The 18,288-nt window shown below is 69.0% G+C and carries 13 protein-coding genes; 5 read left to right on the top strand and 8 right to left on the bottom strand.

From position 1 onward, the window contains the following. Positions 1–61 precede the first annotated feature (61 nt). Complete coding sequence (gene argH / locus AC6LJ5_RS14535; RefSeq protein WP_103273938.1) at positions 62–1,483, bottom strand: argininosuccinate lyase; 1,422 nt, start codon at positions 1,481–1,483, stop codon at positions 62–64. A 187-nt stretch (positions 1,484–1,670) separates the two neighbouring features. Between argH and AC6LJ5_RS14540 the strand changes: the two genes are divergently transcribed. The 3 genes from AC6LJ5_RS14540 to AC6LJ5_RS14550 all read left to right on the top strand — a co-directional run bounded on the left by AC6LJ5_RS14540 (position 1,671) and on the right by AC6LJ5_RS14550 (position 5,099). Further along, complete coding sequence (locus AC6LJ5_RS14540) at positions 1,671–2,981, top strand: mechanosensitive ion channel family protein (protein ID WP_498140847.1); 1,311 nt, start codon at positions 1,671–1,673, stop codon at positions 2,979–2,981. A gap of 73 nt (positions 2,982–3,054) precedes the next feature. Further along, complete coding sequence (locus AC6LJ5_RS14545; protein ID WP_498140825.1) at positions 3,055–4,695, top strand: NAD+ synthase; 1,641 nt, start codon at positions 3,055–3,057, stop codon at positions 4,693–4,695. A 65-nt stretch (positions 4,696–4,760) separates the two neighbouring features. Next, entirely contained in the window at positions 4,761–5,099 is a 339-nt protein-coding gene (locus AC6LJ5_RS14550) for a P-II family nitrogen regulator (RefSeq protein WP_103273941.1), read from the top strand. Between the two features lie 124 nt (positions 5,100–5,223). Here the strand turns inward: AC6LJ5_RS14550 and gspF are convergent, their stop codons facing one another. Next, positions 5,224–6,429 carry a type II secretion system inner membrane protein GspF gene (gene gspF, locus AC6LJ5_RS14555; RefSeq protein ID WP_498140826.1) on the bottom strand — a complete coding sequence of 402 codons (1,206 nt, stop codon included), beginning with the start codon at positions 6,427–6,429 and terminating at the stop codon, positions 5,224–5,226. A 175-nt stretch (positions 6,430–6,604) separates the two neighbouring features. On the opposite strand from gspF, the gene gspD reads away from it, so the two are divergent. Next, positions 6,605–9,196, top strand: a complete 2,592-nt coding sequence (gspD, locus tag AC6LJ5_RS14560) for a type II secretion system secretin GspD (protein ID WP_498140827.1) — start codon at positions 6,605–6,607, stop codon at positions 9,194–9,196. A 34-nt stretch (positions 9,197–9,230) separates the two neighbouring features. Next, positions 9,231–10,658 (top strand): type II secretion system ATPase GspE, encoded by a 1,428-nt coding sequence (gene gspE / locus AC6LJ5_RS14565; protein WP_212321123.1) that lies wholly within the window; start codon positions 9,231–9,233, stop codon positions 10,656–10,658. 30 nt (positions 10,659–10,688) lie between these two features. Here the strand turns inward: gspE and AC6LJ5_RS14570 are convergent, their stop codons facing one another. The 6 genes from AC6LJ5_RS14570 to uraH form a co-directional block, all read right to left on the bottom strand. Beyond that, a complete protein-coding gene (locus AC6LJ5_RS14570) occupies positions 10,689–12,197 on the bottom strand; it encodes a nucleobase:cation symporter-2 family protein (protein WP_103273947.1) in 1,509 nt (502 codons plus the stop codon). A gap of 170 nt (positions 12,198–12,367) precedes the next feature. Continuing rightward, on the bottom strand, positions 12,368–13,597 hold the full coding sequence (locus AC6LJ5_RS14575) for a M20 family metallopeptidase (RefSeq protein ID WP_498140828.1): 1,230 nt from the start codon (positions 13,595–13,597) through the stop codon (positions 12,368–12,370). 17 nt (positions 13,598–13,614) lie between these two features. Continuing rightward, entirely contained in the window at positions 13,615–15,393 is a 1,779-nt protein-coding gene (gene uraD, locus AC6LJ5_RS14580; protein ID WP_498140848.1) for a 2-oxo-4-hydroxy-4-carboxy-5-ureidoimidazoline decarboxylase, read from the bottom strand. 17 nt (positions 15,394–15,410) lie between these two features. After that, a complete protein-coding gene (gene puuE, locus AC6LJ5_RS14585) occupies positions 15,411–16,355 on the bottom strand; it encodes an allantoinase PuuE (protein WP_392409580.1) in 945 nt (314 codons plus the stop codon). A gap of 73 nt (positions 16,356–16,428) precedes the next feature. After that, positions 16,429–17,700, bottom strand: coding sequence for a urate hydroxylase PuuD (locus AC6LJ5_RS14590; RefSeq protein WP_498140829.1), 1,272 nt, complete (start codon positions 17,698–17,700; stop codon positions 16,429–16,431). 221 nt (positions 17,701–17,921) lie between these two features. Continuing rightward, positions 17,922–18,272, bottom strand: a complete 351-nt coding sequence (uraH, locus tag AC6LJ5_RS14595; RefSeq protein WP_103273952.1) for a hydroxyisourate hydrolase — start codon at positions 18,270–18,272, stop codon at positions 17,922–17,924. Positions 18,273–18,288: the final 16 nt, after the last annotated feature.

The following is an 18,288-nucleotide window of genomic DNA, read 5'->3' on the forward strand; positions in this document are numbered from 1 at the left end:
AGAAATCGGCCCTGGAATTGTCCAGGGCCGATGTCGTGGCGCTGCGGATGCGCGGCGGGTGTTATTCGCCAGCCGTCTCCGCCAGCACGCGGCGGGCTTCCTCGGCGACGCGCTCGGGGGCGGTGCCGCCCACGTGCTTGCGGGCCGCGACCGAGCCTTCCAGCGTCAGCACCTGATGCACGTCCTCGCCGATGCCGGCGTTGTAGGCCTGCAGCTCGGCCAGCGTCAGGTCGGCCAGGTCGCAGCCGCGCTGTTCGCAGTCGCGCACGGCGTGGGCCACCACTTCATGGGCGTCGCGGAAGGGCAGGCCGCGCTTGACCAGGTAGTCGGCCAGGTCGGTGGCGGTGGCGAAGCCCTGCAGCGCGGCGGCGCGCATGTTGTCGGCCTTGACCTTGATGCCGCCGGCCATGTCCGCGAAGATGGTCAGCGTGTCGCGCAGCGTGTCCACCGTGTCGAACAGGCCTTCCTTGTCTTCCTGGTTGTCCTTGTTGTAGGCCAGGGGCTGGCCCTTCATCAGGGTCAGCAGGGCGACCAGGTTGCCGTTGACGCGGCCGGCCTTGCCGCGCGCCAGCTCGGGCACGTCGGGGTTCTTCTTCTGCGGCATGATCGAGCTGCCGGTGCAGAAGCGGTCGGCCAGGTCGATGAAGCCCACGCGCGGGCTCATCCACAGCACCAGTTCTTCGGACAGGCGCGAGACGTGCGTCATGACCAGCGCGCCGGCGGCGCAGAATTCGATGGCGAAGTCGCGGTCGGACACGGCGTCCAGCGAGTTGCGGCAGACGCCATCAAAGCCCAGCGTGCGCGCCACGCGCTCGCGGTCGATGGGGTAGGACGTGCCGGCCAGCGCGGCCGCGCCCAGCGGCAGGCGGTTGACGCGCTTGCGGCAGTCGGCCAGGCGCTCGGCGTCGCGGCCGAACATCTCGGCGTAGGCCAGCAGGTGGTGGCCGAAGGTGACGGGCTGGGCCACCTGCAGGTGGGTGAAGCCGGGCATGATGGTGCCGGCGTTGTCCAGCGCCACCGTGGCCAGGGCGCGGCGCAGCTGGCGCAGCAGCTCGATCAGGGTGTCGATTTCCTCGCGCAGCCACAGGCGGATGTCGGTGGCGACCTGATCGTTGCGCGAACGGCCGGTGTGCAGGCGCTTGCCCGCATCACCCACCAGCTCCACCAGGCGCTTCTCGATGTTCAGGTGCACGTCTTCCAGGTCAAGCAGCCACTGGAAGCTGCCGGCCTCGATCTCGGCGCGGATCTGGGCCATGCCGCGCTGGATGTCGGACAGGTCCTGGGCGCTGATGATGCCCTGGGCGGCCAGCATGTCGGCGTGGGCCAGCGAACCCTGGATGTCGTGGCGCGCCAGGCGCTTATCGAAATCCACGGACGCGGTGTAGCGTTTGACGAGTTCGGAAACCGGTTCCGAGAACCGGGCGGACCAGGCTTGCGCCTTGTTGGCGAACTGGTTTTGGTCGGGGGAGGGGGTGTTTGCCATGATGGGCGGGATTATAGGGCCTGCCGGGGGCGTCCGCGGGCCGGACGCCGGCGCGCGGCGCTGTCTCCGGCGGGGGCCAGGGCGGCGCCGGCGGGCCGTGTCGGTCCGAGGAACCCCGGCACGGGAGCGGGTGTCGGATAATTCGGCTTTGATTCGATCCGTTTGAGTGAGTGGAAACCCTATGCCCATGGACTGGGAAGACCTGGTGACCCAAATCGACGCCCAGCTGCCGAAGGAAGTCTGGGCGCAGACCCTGATCGGCATCGGCGTGCTGGTGCTGACCGCCCTGTTCGTGCAGTGGGTGGTGGCGCGGGTGGTGCTGCTGCTGGCCCACCGCCTGCTGGTGCTGACCGGCCATGACGACTGGGACAAGGCGCTGCAGCGCCGCCGCGCCTACCAGAACCTGTGGTACGCCGTGCCCTTTGCCGTGGTGTCGATGGGCATCGACTTGGTGCCGCACGTGGACCGCGCCGCCGAGATCGTCGGCCGGCTGGCGCACGCCGGGGCCTGGATCTGCGTGTTCGTGGCCCTGTCCGGCGTGCTGAGCGCCTGGCAGGACACCTATTCGGCCACCACGCGGGCGCAGACGCGTTCGATCAAGGGCTATATCCAGATCGGCAAATTGGTGCTGATGGCCATATGCACCGTTTTGGTGCTTTCGATCCTGATCGACCGTTCGCCGCTGTGGATGATCTCCGGCCTGGGCGCGCTGTCGGCCGTGCTGCTGCTGGTGTTCAAGGACACGCTGCTGTCGCTGGTGGCCAGCACCCAGCTCACCAGCAACGACATGCTGCGCATCGGCGACTGGATCGAGATGCCGCAGTCCAACGCCGACGGCTTCGTCAAGGACATCGCCCTGCACACGGTCAAGGTGCAGAACTGGGACAACACCGTCACCACGGTGCCGACCTACAAGCTGTTCTCCGAGAGCTACCGCAATTACCGCCACATGTTCGAGTCGGGCGGGCGCCGCATCAAGCGCACGCTGCGCATCGATGCCGCCAGCGTGCGTTTCCTGACCGACGAGGAAGCCGGGCGCCTGATGCGTTTCCGGCTGCTGCGCGACTACCTGCAGGCCAAGACCAGCGACATCGCCCAGGCCAACCAGCACATGGGCGAGCAGGCCGCCGTGCCGGCCAACCGCCGCCGCCTGACCAATATCGGCACCTTCCGCGTGTATGCGCTGGCCTACCTGAAGCAGAATCCGGAAGTGCGGCAGGACATGGCCATGATGGTCCGCATGATGGAGCCGCAATCCGACGGCATCCCGGTCGAGGTCTATTGCTTCACCGCCGTCACCGCCTGGGTGGAATACGAGCGCATCCAGGGCGACATCTTCGACCACCTGCTGGCCATCCTGCCCGAGCTGGGCATGCGCCTGTACCAGCAGCCGTCCGGCGCCGACATCGGCGAGATGGGCGGCCGCCTGCGCGAGAGCGCGATGCGGGAAATGGGCCGCGACGGCGTCGGGCCGCAGGGGCAGGAATTGCCACGCTAGCCCCGGCCGCCAGCCCCGGCCGCCTCATGCGATAATTTTCCGATCGATTGTCACGTATTTGGAAACGCTGTCCATGAGCGCCGCCCGTGTAGGAATTGCGCAGATCAACGCCCTGGTGGGGGACCTGGCGGGCAATGCCGCCAAGGTGCTGGAGGCCGCCCGCAAGGCGCATGCCGAAGGCGCCGACGTGCTGGTCACGCCCGAGCTGGTCCTGACCGGCTACCCGCCCGAGGACCTGTTGCTGCGCCCGCTGTTTGTCCAGACCCAGCAGGATGTGCTGGACCGCCTGCGGCAGGATCTGGCCGGGCTGGCCGGACTTCACGTGCTGGTGGGCCACGTCCAGGCGCGCCAGGGCCGCCTGTACAACGCCGCTTCGGTGCTGTGCGAGGGCCGCGTGCTGGGCACCTACTGCAAGCGCGAGCTGCCCAACTATTCGGTGTTCGACGAGCAGCGCTATTTCTCGGCTCACGGCGAAGCGCTGGTGTTCAACGTCAAGGGCGTGCGCTTCGGCGTCAACATCTGCGAGGACATCTGGTTCGACCGAGCCCCGCGCGCCGCCGCCCAGGCCGGCGCCCAGGTGCTGCTGGTGCCCAACGCCTCGCCGTACAACACCGGCAAGCAGGAAGAGCGGCTGGAAGTGGCGCGTCGCTGCGCCCGCGAGAACCGCTACGCGCTGATCTACGCCAACATGGTGGGCGGCCAGGACGAGCTGGTGTTCGATGGCGCGTCCTTCGCGCTGGACGCCGCCGGCGAGCCGGCGGCGCGCCTGCCCGATTTCGCCGAGGGCGTGAATTTCGTCGAGGTCGACGCCCAGGGCGGCGTCAAGCCGGCCTCGGCGCAGGCCGACGTGGTGCCGTACTGCCTGGAAGAGCAGGTCTGGAACGCGCTGGTGCTGGGCGTGCGTGATTACCTGGGCAAGAACCGTTTCCCCGGCGCCATCATCGGCCTGTCCGGCGGCATCGATTCGGCCGTGGTGCTGGCCGTGGCGGTGGACGCCATCGGCGCCGACAATGTGCGCGCCGTCATGATGCCCACGCGCTATACCGCCGACATTTCCCAGATCGACGCCGCCGACATGGCGCGGCGGCTGGGCGTGCGCTATGACGACATCGCCATCGGCCCGGCCGTGGACGCCTTCGAGGGCCTGCTGGCCGGGCAGTTCGCCGGCCTGCCGGTGGACGCCACCGAAGAGAACATCCAGGCGCGGGTGCGCGGCACGCTGCTGATGGCCCTGTCCAACAAGACCGGCCGCCTGGTGCTGACCACGGGCAACAAGTCCGAGATGACCACCGGCTATTGCACGCTGTACGGCGACATGGCCGGCGGCTTCGCCGTCATCAAGGACGTGCCCAAGACCCTGGTCTACCGCCTGGCCGTCTGGCGCAACCGCGACGGCGAGGTCATTCCCGAGCGCATCATCACCCGGCCGCCCTCGGCCGAGCTGCGTCCCGACCAGACCGACCAGGACAGCCTGCCGCCCTATGATGTGCTGGACGGCATCATGGAACGCTACATGGAACACAACGAATCGGCCGGCGAGATCGTCGCCGCCGGCTATCCGCCCGAGGCGGTGGAGCAGGTCGTGCGCCTCATCCGCATCAATGAGTACAAGCGCCGCCAGGCGCCGCCCGGACCGCGCATCACGCCGCGCGCGTTCGGCCGGGATTGGCGTTATCCTGTCACCAACGGATTCCGCGAAGCCATCGGCAAATAGGCGCCGCGAGCGCCCCCCGGCCGCGCCCGGCCTTCCACGCAGATCGAAAAACCAGGACAAGCAAAGTGAAACAAGTCACCGCCATCATCAAACCCTTCAAGCTCGACGAAGTTCGCGAAGCGCTGGCCGAGGTCGGCGTCAGCGGCCTGACCGTCACCGAGGTCAAGGGCTTCGGCCGCCAGAAGGGCCATACCGAGCTTTACCGCGGCGCCGAGTACGTGGTCGATTTCCTGCCCAAGATCCGCGTCGAGGTGGTGCTGCCCGACGACCGTGTCGAGCAGGCCATCGAGGCCGTGGTCAAGGCCGCGCGCACCGGCAAGATCGGCGACGGCAAGATCTTCGTCACTCCGGTCGAGCAGGCCATCCGCATCCGCACCGGCGAAGCCGACGAAGAAGCGCTCTGACGCGTTCCTGTCGTCCGGCTCAGGCCGCGCCGCCCATCGGGTCGCGCGGCCTTTGTTTTTCCGGCTTGCCTGGATGACATGAAGGGCATCCGGGCGGAGCGCCATGCCGGCCATGGGGCGGCGTCTAGCGGATCAGCTGGTTCATCTCCAGGATCGGCATCATCACCGCCAGCACGATCAGCAGCACGAAACCGCCCATCACCAGGATCAGGGCCGGCTCCAGCAGCGCGGTCATGGCCATGGCGCGCCGCTCCAGGTCGCGCGACAGGTTGCGCGCGCCACGGCCCAGCAGCTCGGGCAGCTGGCCGGTCTTCTCGCCGCTGCCGATCAGGTGCACCAGCAGGCTGGGGAATACCTTCTGCGCGCCCAGCGCGGTCGATAGCGGCGCGCCTTCGCGCACGCGCGCCGAGGCCTCGTCCACGGCCTGGCGCAGCACGTCGTTGCTCAGCGTGCGGCGCGCGGCCTCCAGCGAGGTCAACAGCGCCACGCCGCTGCCGCACAGGATGGACAGCGTGGATGCGAAGCGCGCCGCGTTCACGCCCAGCACGAAGCGCCCGACCAGCGGCAGGCGCAGCACGCGCGCGTGCCAGGCGGTGCGCGCCGCCGGCGCGCGCAGCGCGTAGCGCCACAGCGCGAAGGCGGCGACCAGCGCGGCGCCGGTGACCAGGCCCCATTCGCGCACATAGTCCGACAGCGCCAGCATCACGCGGGTCAGCATGGGCAGCTGCTGCTTGGCGTGGCTGAAGGCCGACACCACCTGCGGCACCACATAGCCCAGCAGGAACACCACGATGATCACCGACACGCAGGCCACCACGACGGGATAGATGAAGGCTGTCATCACCTTGCCGCGCAGCGCGTTGCGTTCCTCGATGTAGTCGGCCAGCCTTTCCATCACCTGCGCCAGGTCGCCGGATTCCTCGCCGGCGCCGATCAGCGCGCGATAGATCTCGGGAAAGTCGCGCGGCCTAGCGGCCAGCGCCGCCGACAGCTTGTGGCCGGCGCGCACGTCGTCGCGCACGCCCAGCAGCACCGTGGCGATGTGCTTTTTCTCGGCCTGGTCCAGCGTGGCGCTGAGGGCCGCGTCCAGCGGCAGGCGCGCGGCCAGCAGGCTGGCCAGCTGGCGCGTCAGCCAGGCCAGGTCGGCGTCGGACAGGCGCGCGCGCAGCGCGCCGCCCAGGCCCTCGGCGCGCGCGGCGGGGGCGGTGGACAGCGGCAGCAGGCCGCGGCCGCGCAGCTGGTTGCGGGCGCCGCGCTCGGTGTCGGCCTCGACCGTGCCGCGCACGATTTTTCCGAGCGCGTCAGTCGCTTCGTAACGAAAGGATGGCATGTTCCTGGTTCAGATCCCGGTGCGGAGAATCGCCCGGAGAGCCGCATATTCAAAGGGTTTCCAGGCCGCCACCTTGCCCTTGGAATATGACCGTAGTGTTGCAGTGTCACCCCGTATACTCCGACGCGAATTCACGTTTTTTCACACGATTTCACGTCTCAGGCACACCTTCGTCATGCGTCAATTCGCGCAACTCAGCCTGGCGGTCCTGTTGGCCGCCAGCCAGATCGGGCCGGCGGCCAGCCCCGCCTACGCTCAACAGGCCGACAATCGTGTCAGCCTGAATTTCGTGGATACCGACATTCCCGCCGTGCTGCGCGCGCTGTCGCTCTTCACGCAGCGCAACTTCCTGGTGGACCCGCGCGTCAAGGGCAAGCTCACGCTGGTCTCGGACCGTCCGGTGGACAGCAACCAGGCCCTGTCCATGCTGACCGGCGCGCTGCGCCTGCAGGGCTTCGCCATTGTCGATGTGGACGGCGTGACCCGCGTGGTGCCCGAAGCCGACGCCAAGCTGCAGGGCAGCGCGGTGGTGGGCGATCCGCGTCCGGCGGCCAAGGGCGCGCCGGTGTCGGTGTCCAGCTTCGCGCGCGGCGCGGGAGGCGGCGGCGAGATGCTGACCCGCGTGTTCCCGCTCAAGTACGAGAACGCCGCCAACCTGGTGCCGGTGCTGCGCCCGATGGTGCCGCCCAACAACCCGGTCAACGCCTATCCCGGCAACAACACGCTGGTGGTCACCGACTACGCCGACAACCTGGAGCGCATCGCGGCGGTGATCGCCCGCATCGACGTGCCCAGCTCCATCGACACCGACGTGGTGCCGGTGCGTTCCGGCATCGCGTCCGACATCGCCGTGCTGGCCTCGCAGCTGCTGGACACGCAGGGCAATGACCCGACCCAGCGCATCGCGGTGGTGGCCGATCCGCGCAGCAACAGCGTGCTGGTGCGCGCCGGCAGTCCCGCGCGCACCAAGCTGGCGCGCGAGCTGATCCAGAAGCTGGACGCGCAGCAGAACCGAGGCGGCAACCTGCACGTGGTCTATATGCGCAACGCCCAGGCCACCCGCATCGCCGAAGTGCTGGGCGGCCTGCTGACCGGGCAGGCCAACGCCGCCACCGGCGCGGGCGCGCCGCAGGGCGCGACCATGCCCGGCGCGCAGGGCGGCGGCGCGCGCGCCCAGCGCACGTCCGTGAACCAGGGCGGCCAGCAGGGACTGGGCGGTTCCTCGTCGACCTCGTCCAACAAGGGCGGGCTGTCCGGCGAACAGGATCGCATCGCGCGCGACGACAACGGCAACCAGGCGGTGTCGTATTCCGCCGGCGGCGCCACCATCCAGGCCGATCCGGCCACCAACTCGCTGATCATCTCCGCGCCCGAGCCGCTGTACCGCAGTCTGCGCGAAGTGATCGACCAGCTCGACCAGCGCCGCGCGCAGGTACTGGTGGAAAGCCTGATCGTGGAAGTCAGCGAGGCCAAGGCGGCCGAGTTCGGCATCCAGTGGATGACCGGCGCCGGCAACATCAACAGCGGCGGCACCAGCTTCATCGGCGGCACCAACCTGGGCGGCAGCGGCCTGTCCGGCAAGGGGCCGACCTCGATCGACGCGCTGGGCGGCGGCATGACGCTGGGCGTGGTCAAGGGCACGGTCGACGTGCTGGGCAACAAGGTCATAAATCTGGGCGTGCTGGCGCGCGCGATGCAGAACACCGGCGAGGCCAACATCCTGTCCACGCCGAACCTGCTGACGCTGGACAACCAGTCCGCCAGCATCCTGGTCGGCAAGACCGTGCCCTTCGTGACCGGCCAGTACGTCACCAACGGCAGCAACGGCAGCAACAACCCGTTCCAGACCATCGAGCGCGAGGACGTGGGCCTGAAGCTGAACATCCGCCCGCAGATCTCCGAAGGCGGCACGGTCAAGCTGGACATCTACCAGGAAGTCAGCAGCATCGACGAAAGCCGTTCGTCGATCACCAACGGCATCGTCACCAACAAGCGCGCCATCGACACCAGCGTGCTGGTCGACGATGGCCAGATCATCGTGCTGGGCGGCCTGCTGGAAGACAGCGTCACGCTCAGCTCCAACGCCGTTCCGGGCCTGAGCGCCATTCCGGTGCTGGGCAATCTGTTCCGCTACGACAGCCGCAAGCGCACCAAGACCAACCTGATGGTGTTCCTGCGCCCCTATGTGATGCGCGACGCCAACCGCGCCGCCGGCGTCACCATGGATCGCTACGACTACATGCGCCGCGCCCAGGCCGGCGCGCAGCCGGGCGATCACTGGCTGCTGCCCAACCAGCAGGCGCCCATGCTGACGGCGCCGGGCTCGGCGCCGTCGGTGTCGGGCAATGCCTACGACATGCGGCCGGAGAACCTGGCCGAGACCATGCGTCGCCCGCCGCCCGCGACGGTGGAGTCCTTCGCCGTGCGCCAGTATCCGGCCGCGCGCCAGACCAGCGATCCGGCCCAGCCGTTCCGCGTCAGCATGCCGCTGGGCGTGAGCGTGGCGCGCGACCCCGCCTCGCTGTATGGCGAGGCCGACAAATCCAGCGCCACGCTGCAATTCGCCTCGGTGGACTCGCAGTCCGACGCCGAGCGCATCGCCCAGCGCGTGCGTGGCAGCGGCCTGCAGGCCTATGTGCAGGCCGGTCCCGGCGGCATGGGCTACGTGGTGCGCAGTCAGGTCGCCAAGGATCCGGGCACGGTGTCCACTGCCACCCGCCTGTTGCGCGAGCTGGGCTACAAGAGCGAAGTGGTGTCGCACCTATGAACGCCGCCTTGCAAGCGACGGCGGGAGCGGCCGCATGAGCGCCCACCCCTTGCCCTATGCCTGGGCGCGCGCCCAGCGCGCCGTGCTGTCGCTGCGCGGCGGCCGCGCCCAGCTGACGGTCAGCCCGCGCACGCCGGAATGGGCGCTGCGCGAGATCCGCCGCTGCCACGGCGACGTGGAGGTGGCGCAGGTCGAGGACGAGGCGCTGGAAACGCTGCTGACGGCCGCCTACAGCCATGCCGAGGACGCCGCCTCGGTCATGGGCGTGGCCGAGAACGAGATCGACCTGGACCGGCTGCTGCAGGACATGCCCGAGGTGGCCGACCTGCTGGAGGCCCAGGACGACGCGCCCGTCATCCGCATGATCAACGCGCTGTTCGCCCAGGCCGCGCGCGATGGCGCCAGCGACATCCACATCGAGCCCTTCGAGACCCATTCGGTGGTGCGCTACCGCGTCGACGGCACGCTGCGCGACGTGGTCAGCCCGCGCAAGGCGCTGCATGCCGCGCTGATCTCGCGCATCAAGATCATGGCCCACCTGGACATCGCCGAGAAACGCCTGCCGCAGGACGGCCGCATCGCGCTGCGCGTGGGCGGACGGCCGATCGACGTGCGCGTGTCCACCTTGCCGACCGGTCACGGCGAGCGCGCCGTGCTGCGCCTTTTGGACAAGGAAGCCGGCCGGCTCAAGCTCGAACGCCTGGGCATGAGCGCCGGCGTGCTGGAGCGGCTGGACCGCCTGATCCGCCAGCCGCACGGCATCGTGCTGGTCACCGGCCCCACCGGCAGCGGCAAGACCACCACGCTGTACGCCGCGCTGAGCCGGCTGGACGCGTCCACCAGCAACATCCTCACCGTCGAGGATCCGATCGAGTACGACCTGCCCGGCATCAGCCAGACCCAGGTCAACGCCAAGATCGACATGAGCTTCGCGCTGGCGCTGCGCGCCATCCTGCGGCAAGACCCCGACGTCATCATGATCGGCGAGATCCGCGACCTGGAAACCGCGCAGATCGCGGTGCAGGCCTCGCTCACCGGCCACCTGGTGCTGGCCACGCTGCACACCAACGACGCCGTGTCCGCCGTCACCCGCCTGACCGACATGGGCGTGGAGCCCTTCCTGCTGGCCTCGTCGCTGCTGGGCGTGCTGGCCCAGCGCCTGGTGCGCCAGCTGTGCCCGGCCTGCAAGCAGCCGGCCGAACACGAGGGCCGCCGCGTCTACCATCCGGTCGGCTGCGCCGCCTGCAACCACACCGGCTACAGCGGCCGCTCGGGCATCCACGAGCTGTTCAGCGTGGACGACGAGGCGCGCCGCCTGATCCACGAGGGCCGCGACGAGCGCGAACTGCGGATCGCGGCGACGGCCGCCGGCATGCGCAGCATGCGGGAAGACGGGCAGCGCTGGGTGGATGAGGGGCGGACGTCGCCGGAGGAGATCTTGCGGGTGACCAGGGACGCGTAGGGAGGGATGGCGGCAGATGCCGCCGTCGCCTCAATGACTCTCCGCCTGGCTCGCCGCCGCGATCACCGCGCGTTCATCATGCTGCGCGCCGTTCAGGAACAGGTTCAGCAGCACCGCCGTCACCGACGACAGCAGGATGCCGGACTCCACCAGCGGATGCACGGAATGCGGCATCCATTGCTTGAAGTGGGGCGCGATCAGCGGCACCATGCCGATGCCGATCGAGACCGCCACGATCATGGCGTTGTTGCGGTTGGTCTTGAAGTCCACGCCCGACAGGATGCGGATGCCGGTGGCGGCGACCATGCCGAACATGACGATGCCGGCGCCGCCCAGCACCACGGTGGGCAGCGATTCGACCAGCGCCGCGATCTTGGGCAGCAGGCCCAGCACCAGCAGGATCAGCCCGCCGGCGGCGCAGACATAGCGGCTCTTGACGCCGGTCACCGCCACCAGCCCCACGTTCTGCGAGAAGCTGGTGTACGGAAAGGTGTTGAAGATGCCGCCCAGCAGCGTGCCCAGGCCGTCGGTGCGCAGGCCCCGGGCCAGGTCCTTCTGGGTGATTTCGCGCGACGTCATGGAGCCCAGCGCCAGGAACATGCCGGTGGACTCGATCATCACCACCACCATGATCAGCGACATGGTCAGGATCATCATGATGTCGAAGCGCGGCATGCCGAAGTGGAAGGGCAGCACGATGTCGAACCAGGCGGCCTGGTCCATTTTCTCGAAGGTCATGATGCCGGCGGCCGAGGCGGCGATGGCGCCGACCACGATGCCCAGCAGCACCGAGATATTGGCGACGAAGCCGCGCGCGTACTTGACGATGAGCAGGATGGACAGCAGCACCACGGCCGCGATGCCCAGGCCGACCGGGTCGGCGTACTTCGGGTTGGGCACCGAGGGCTGGATGGCGAAGCCCTGCGGCAGGGGGGGCGCCTGGCCGCCGGGCGCGGTCACGTCGGCCAGCCACTTGGCGTAGGCCGGGTCGACGATGGCCGGCGCGGTCGGGCCGACGGGGTTGCCGAAGATCCAGTTGATGCCCACGCGCATCAGCGTGATGCCGATAACGGCGATGATGGTGCCGGTGACCACCGGCGGAAAGAAGCGCAGCATGCGGCTGACGGCGGGCGCGATCAGGATGGACACCACGCCCGCGCCGATGATGGAGCCGAACAGCAGCTGCGCGCCCGCCGGCCCCGGCTCGGCCGTGGCCATGGCCGCCATGGGCGCGACCGAGGCGAAGGTGACGCCCATCATGACGGGCAGCTGGATGCCGAACCAGCGCGTGGCGCCCAGCGTCTGGATCAGCGTGATCAGCCCGCAACAGAACAGGTCGGCGGAGATCAGCATGGCCACTTCCTCGGCGCTGAGCTGCAGCGCCCGGCCGATGATGAGCGGCACCGCGACGGCGCCGGCGTACATCACGAGCACGTGCTGCAGGCCCAGGGCGGCCAGCTTGATATTGGGAAGGCGTTGGTCGACGGGATGCCGGTCTGGCGGACACCCCTGGGAGTAAGCGGACGGCGTGGACGGCATGCGTGGTCTCCTGGTGGATACAACTGCTGCGTTACGTATGTGCCTAGTCTGACTTCTGGCTGGCTTGGTTTGTGTATTCGGAAATGGGAATTCGACGGTGAATCGCGGGATGCCGCGCGCACCCGAGGCCGGGGGGCTGCGGGGCGCGGATCAAGGCTTGGGGACAGGGGCTACTGCGGCTGCAGCAGGTCGGCCAGCGCGCGGGCGATGACCTTGGTGGCGCGGCGCAGGTCTTCCAGCGCGACGCGTTCGTCGTTGCGCTTGGCGTGGGACTCCAGCACCGTGCGCGGGCCGGCGCCGTAGATCACGCCGGGGATGCCGGCCTCGGCGTACAGCCGCACGTCGGTGTAGAGCGGGGTGCCCAGCGCCGGGATGTCCTCGCCGAAGATCTCCCGGCCGTGCCGCTGGATGGCGTCCACCAGCGGCTTGTTGCCGGGCAGCGGACGCATGGCGTTGGCCAGCAGCAGCCGCTTGATCTCGACGCGGATGCCGGGAAAGGTCGCGGCGGCGTCTTCGATGACGCGGTGGATGTCGGCTTCCACCTCGGCGGCGTTTTCCTCGGGGATCATGCGGCGGTCCAGCTTGAAGCTGACCTTGCCGGGCACCACGTTGGTGTTGGTGCCGCCTTCGATGCGGCCGACATTCAGGTAGGGGTGGGTGATGCCCGGCACCTGCGAGCGGACCTCGCGATAGCGCGCATTCTGCGCGTACAGCGCGTTCAGGACCCGGACCGCGCCCTGCAGCGCGTCCACGCCGGTCTCGGGCACGGCCGCGTGCGCCATTTCGCCGTACACGGTGACTTCCATCTGCAGGCAGCCGTTGTGCGCCGACACCACGGCGTAGCTGAAGCCGGCCGCGATCAGCAGGTCGGGCTTGGTCAGGCCCTGTCGCAGCAGCCAGCCCGGTCCCAGCAGGCCGCCGAATTCCTCGTCGTAGGTGAAATGCAGCTCGACCGCGCCATGGCGGGGCGCGGCCACGGCCTCCAGCGCGCGCACGGCGAAGGTGAAGCTGGCGAAGTCGCTCTTGCTGACGGCGGCGGCGCGGCCGTACAGATTGCCATCCTCGATCTGGGCGCCGTAGGGGTCGTGGCGCCAGCCTTCGCCGGGCGGCACCACGTCGCCGTGGGCGTTCAGGGCCACGCGGCGGCCAGGGCCGTACTCGCGCCGCACGATCAGGTTGGTGATCGATTGCAGGCCGTAGTCGTGCACTTCCTGCTCGGGCACGGGGTGGGCCTCGGCCTGCATGCCGAAGGCCCGCAGCAGCTCGGCGGTGCGCTCGGCGTGCGGGGCATTATTGCCCGGCGGGGTGTCGGTGGGCACGCGCACCAGTTCCTGCAGGAAGCGCACTTCCTCGTCGAAGTGGGCGTCCACCCAGGCGTCGAGTTTCGAATAGTCTGTCATCTTGTGTGTCTCCGGGTTCAACGTGTCATCTCATGCGCCAGCGCATCGAGCAGGTGGCGCAGGGCCTGCGCCGCCAGCTGCATGTCGTTGGCGGTGGTGGATTCGAGCGGATTGTGGCTGATGCCGAAATTCTGGCCGCGCACGAACAGCATGGCTTGCGGCATGGCCTCGTGCAGCTTCATGGCGTCGTGGCCGGCGCCGCTGGGCATGCGATGCACGGGCAGGCCCAGCGCCTCGACCGCGCGTTCCCAGCGCGCCTGCCAGGCCGGCGCGCTGGGCGCGGCGGCGGCGCGCAGGGTCTCTTCCAGTTCGCAGCGCAGGCCCCGGCGCTGGCAGATGGCGGCCAGCTCGGCCAGCACGTCGGTCGCCAGCGCGTCGCGCTGGGCGTTGCCGGGCGCGCGCAGGTCCAGGCTGAAGCGGCATTCGCCGGGCACCACGTTGATCGAGCCGTTGGGCACGTCCAGCATGCCCATGGTGCCGACCGAGTCGCCGTCGCGCGCCGCGCGCCGTTCCAGATACAGGGCCAGCTCGGCCGTGGCGGCGGCCGCGTCGCGCCGGCGGTCCATGGGGGTGGTGCCGGCATGGCTGGCCATGCCGACGATGCGGCCACGGTAGCGCACGCTGCCGTTGATCGAGGTGACCACGCCCAGCGGCAGGCCCATCTCGAACAGCACCGGGCCTTGTTCGATGTGCACTTCGACGAAACCCAGGTAGCGCGCGGGATCGCGGCGCAGCGTGGGGATGTCGTCGATGCACAGGCCGGCGTGCTGCATGGCTTCGCGCATCGTGATGCCCTGGGCGTCGCGCTGGTCCAGCCATTCCTGCTTGAAGTCGCCGACCAGCGCGCCCGAGCCCAGGAAGGTGGCGGCGTAGCGCTGGCCTTCCTCCTCGGCGAAGCCGATCACTTCCAGGTGATAGGGCAGGCGCCGGCCCTGGCGGTGAAGTTCCCGCACGCAGGCCATGGGCACGAAGATGCCCAGCCGGCCGTCGTACTTGCCGCCGTTGCGCACCGTGTCGTAATGGCTGCCGGTCATCAGCGTGGCGGCGTCGGCCCGCTCGGCGCGGTAGCGGCCGACCACGTTGCCCACGGCGTCGATCTCGACTTCGTCGAAGCCGCAGTCGCGCATCCAGTGGCTGATGCGCTGGGCGCAGGCGCGGTGCGCGTCCGTCAGGTAGGTGACGGTGAGCTGGCCCTGTTCGGCGTAGCCCGGATCGCTGTGGACGCTGAGCCGCTCATGCCAGTCCCAGATGTCGTTGCCCAGTGTCAGATCCAGGCCGAACTTGTCGGCCAGGCGGATCTCGACGATGCGGTGGATGTTGCGCAGCGCCTCGCGGAATTCGACGTCGGGCGGATTGTCCAGCCGGCGCTCGAAGGTGGCGATGATCTGGCCGCGCGTCAGGCCGATGCCGCGCGGACCGCGCACGGCCAGGATGAAGGGAAAGCCGAAGCGGGCCAGATAGTCGGCGTTGAGCTGCCGCAGCCGCGCCAGTTCCTCGGGCGAGCAATGGGTCAGGCCGGCCTTGTCCTGCTCGTGGGTGGATTCGGCCGTCAGGCTGTTGTCCTGCATGGCGCGGCCGGCCAGCTCCGGGTGGGCGCGGATCAGCGCCAGGCCGGCCTCGGCATCGGCCTCGTCCAGCACGCGCCGCAGCGCGTCCTGCAGCTGCGGCAGCGAGCGGAACGGCCGCGAGGCCAGGGCCTGCCGGGCGATCCAGGGCGAATGCTCGTACAGGCCGTCGAGCATGGCCACGGCCTCGTCGGTCGTGGCGGCATTGAGCTGTTCCAGGGTGTAGGCCATGTGGGTCGGAGTCGACATCAACGGGTGGAGGGGAAGGGATGGATGGCGCGCCAGTGGCGGGCGATGTCCAGCCGGCGGCAGATCCAGACGCGATCGCGCGCCGCGATGTAGTCCAGGAAGCGCTGCAGCGCCACGATGCGGCCCGGCCGGCCCAGCAGGCGGCAATGCATGCCGATGCTGAGCATCTTGGGGGTCTCGTCGCCTTCGGCGTAGAGCGCGTCGAAGCTGTCCTTCAGGTACTGGAAGAAGGGCTCGGCGTGCGAATAGCCCTGCGGCAGCGCGAAGCGCATGTCGTTGCAGTCCAGCGTGTAGGGCACGATCAGCTGCGGCACGACCTCGCCGTCGCTTCTGCGCACCTGCATCCAGAACGGCAGGTCGTCGCCGTAGTAGTCGCTGTCGTACTCGAAGCCGCCATAGTCGGCCACCAGCCGGCGCGTGCGGGGGCTGTCGCGGCCGGTGTACCAGCCCAGCGGGCGCGCGCCGGTCAGCTGTTCGATGGCCTGCATGCCCAGGAACATGTGTTCGCGCTCGGTGGCCTCGTCCACGTCCTGGTAATGCACCCAGCGCCAGCCGTGGCAGGCGATCTCGTGGCCCAGTTCGACGCAGGCCGTGGCCAGCTCGGGATGGCGCTGCAAGGCCATGCCCACGCCGAACACCGTCAGCGGCAGCCGCCGCTTCTCGAACTCGCGCAGGATGCGCCAGACGCCGGCGCGCGAGCCATATTCGTAGATGCTCTCCATGGAAAGGTGGCGGTCCGGGTAGCTGGCCGGATTGAACATCTCGGACAGGAACTGCTCGGAGCCGGGGTCGCCGTGCAGCACCGAGTTCTCGCCGCCTTCCTCGTAGTTCAGCACGAACTGCACGGCGATGCGCGCGCCGCCCGGCCACCGCGCGTGCGGCGGATTGCGGCCGTAGCCGGCCAGGTCGCGGGGGTAGGGCAGCGTGGCGTCGTAGATGGGCATGAAGGCGAGGGAGGAAGGATGGAAGGGGAAGGGGCGGAACGGGAGCGGCAACAGGCCGCTCCCGCGGGCGGGCCTAGCGCGTGGGCGCGCCCGCCTTGAACCAGGTGTCGATCAGCGCGCGTTCGTCGTCGGTCATGCCGGTGGAATTGCTCATCGGCATCACGCGCGACACCACCACCTGCTGGTAGATGGCCTGCGCGTGGCTGGCGATTTCCTGGGGCGAGTCCAGGCGCACGTTCTTCATTTGCACCTGCGCGCCGTGGCACAGCAGGCAGCGCTGTTCCACCACCTTCTGCACCCGCCCGAAATCCGCGCCGGGGGCCGGGGCGGCGGCCGCCGGCGGCACCACCGAGGCGGCCAGCGTCGCGGCGGCCGAAGGGGCCGGTGCGGAACGGTCGGCGCGGATCTCGGGGCGCGGCTCGGGACGCATCCACATCAGCGTCAGGCCCAGCACGGCGACGCCCAGCAGCGCATAGCCCAGCGGATTGCGGGCGTTGCCCAGCTTGAAGCGGTGGCGCACCACGAAGAACTGGCGCACGGCCGCGCCGCCCAGCATGATCAGCAGCAGCACCAGCCAGTTCTGCGGATGGGTGTAGGTGACGCTGTAGTGGTTGCTCATCATGGCGAACACCACCGGCAGAGTGAAATAGGTGTTGTGCACGCTGCGCTGCTTGCCGCGCTGGCCGTGCACGGGGTCCACCGGCAGGCCGGCCTTCATCGCGGCGACGTTCTTGCGCTGGCCGGGAATGATCCAGAAGAACACGTTGGCGCTCATGGTGGTGGCCATCATGGCGCCCACCAGCAGGAAGGCGGCGCGGCCGGCGAACCAGTGACAGGCCAGCCACGAGGCCGCCGCGATGAACACCGCCACCAGCGCGCCGACGACGACGTCGCCGTGCCTGCCACGGCCGAACAGCCGGCAGATGCCGTCGTAGACCAGCCAGAAGACCACGAAGAAGGCCAGCGCGACGGCCACGGCGGTGCCGGGCTGCCAGTCCATCTTCGATCGGTCTATCAGGTAGGTGCTGGCGTTCCACAGGTAGGACACGGTGAACAGCGCGAAGCCGGTCAGCCAGGTGCTGTAGCTTTCCCAGAACGACCAGTGCAGATGCTCGGGCAGCCGCTTGGGCTGCACCGCGTACTTCTGCATGTTGTAGAAACCGCCGCCATGCACCGCCCATTGCTCGCCGCCGACGCCCTTGTCCAGCGACTCCTGGTCGCGGGGCTTTTCCAGGCTGTTGTCCAGCATGACGAAGTAGAACGAGGCGCCGATCCAGGCGATCGCGGCGATGATGTGGGCCCAGCGCAGCAGCAGATTGACCCAATCCAGGTAATAGCCTTCCATTTACGCTCCCGCAGTGGGCAGAGCCGGCCATGGGCTCTGCCGCACTGCTTACCACCGCGGGCGCTGTAAGCAGAAAACAGATCGCGCACAAGGTCCGCAGGACCCCGCACCGCTGCGATCAAGATACGAAAATTGTATGCAAAGTGTGGCGGCAAAACTACCCCCGCAGGCGTCCCGACGGCATCAGGAATACCCTGATCCGGGGCGCCTGCCACCCGGCGTCATGAGCCGCGATAGGTGGAGTAGCTCCAGGGGCTGACCAGCAGCGGCACGTGATAGTGCTGGTCCGTGTGCGCCACGCCGAAGTCCAGGCTGACCCGGTTCAGGAAGTTGGGTTCGGGCAGGGCCACGCCCCGCTGCCTGAAATAGCCGGCCACGTCGAAGACCAGCCGGTAGGTGCCGATCTTCAGGTCCTGCGCGGTGTACAGCGGCTGGTCGCTGCGGCCGTCGTGGTTGAGCGCGAAACGGCGGATCAGCGTGGCGTCGTCGCCTTCGGTGGCGTAGAGCGCCACCTCCATGCCCTGCGCGGGACACCCGTGCATGGTGTCGAGTACGTGCGTGGTCAAGCCCATCTTGTCTCCTTGGCTG

The sequence above is a fragment of the Achromobacter sp. 1011791174 genome (assembly GCF_059760925.1).

Coding starts and splice junctions, on each gene's coding strand:
- argH (WP_103273938.1), bottom strand. CDS start 1,483: ATGGCAAACACCCCCTCCCCCGACCAAAACCAGTTCGCCAACAAGGCG.
- AC6LJ5_RS14540 (WP_498140847.1), top strand. CDS start 1,671: ATGGACTGGGAAGACCTGGTGACCCAAATCGACGCCCAGCTGCCGAAG.
- AC6LJ5_RS14545 (WP_498140825.1), top strand. CDS start 3,055: ATGAGCGCCGCCCGTGTAGGAATTGCGCAGATCAACGCCCTGGTGGGG.
- gspF (WP_498140826.1), bottom strand. CDS start 6,429: ATGCCATCCTTTCGTTACGAAGCGACTGACGCGCTCGGAAAAATCGTG.
- gspD (WP_498140827.1), top strand. CDS start 6,605: ATGCGTCAATTCGCGCAACTCAGCCTGGCGGTCCTGTTGGCCGCCAGC.
- gspE (WP_212321123.1), top strand. CDS start 9,231: ATGAGCGCCCACCCCTTGCCCTATGCCTGGGCGCGCGCCCAGCGCGCC.
- AC6LJ5_RS14570 (WP_103273947.1), bottom strand. CDS start 12,197: ATGCCGTCCACGCCGTCCGCTTACTCCCAGGGGTGTCCGCCAGACCGG.
- AC6LJ5_RS14575 (WP_498140828.1), bottom strand. CDS start 13,597: ATGACAGACTATTCGAAACTCGACGCCTGGGTGGACGCCCACTTCGAC.
- uraD (WP_498140848.1), bottom strand. CDS start 15,393: ATGGCCTACACCCTGGAACAGCTCAATGCCGCCACGACCGACGAGGCC.
- puuE (WP_392409580.1), bottom strand. CDS start 16,355: ATGCCCATCTACGACGCCACGCTGCCCTACCCCCGCGACCTGGCCGGC.
- AC6LJ5_RS14590 (WP_498140829.1), bottom strand. CDS start 17,700: ATGGAAGGCTATTACCTGGATTGGGTCAATCTGCTGCTGCGCTGGGCC.
- uraH (WP_103273952.1), bottom strand. CDS start 18,272: ATGGGCTTGACCACGCACGTACTCGACACCATGCACGGGTGTCCCGCG.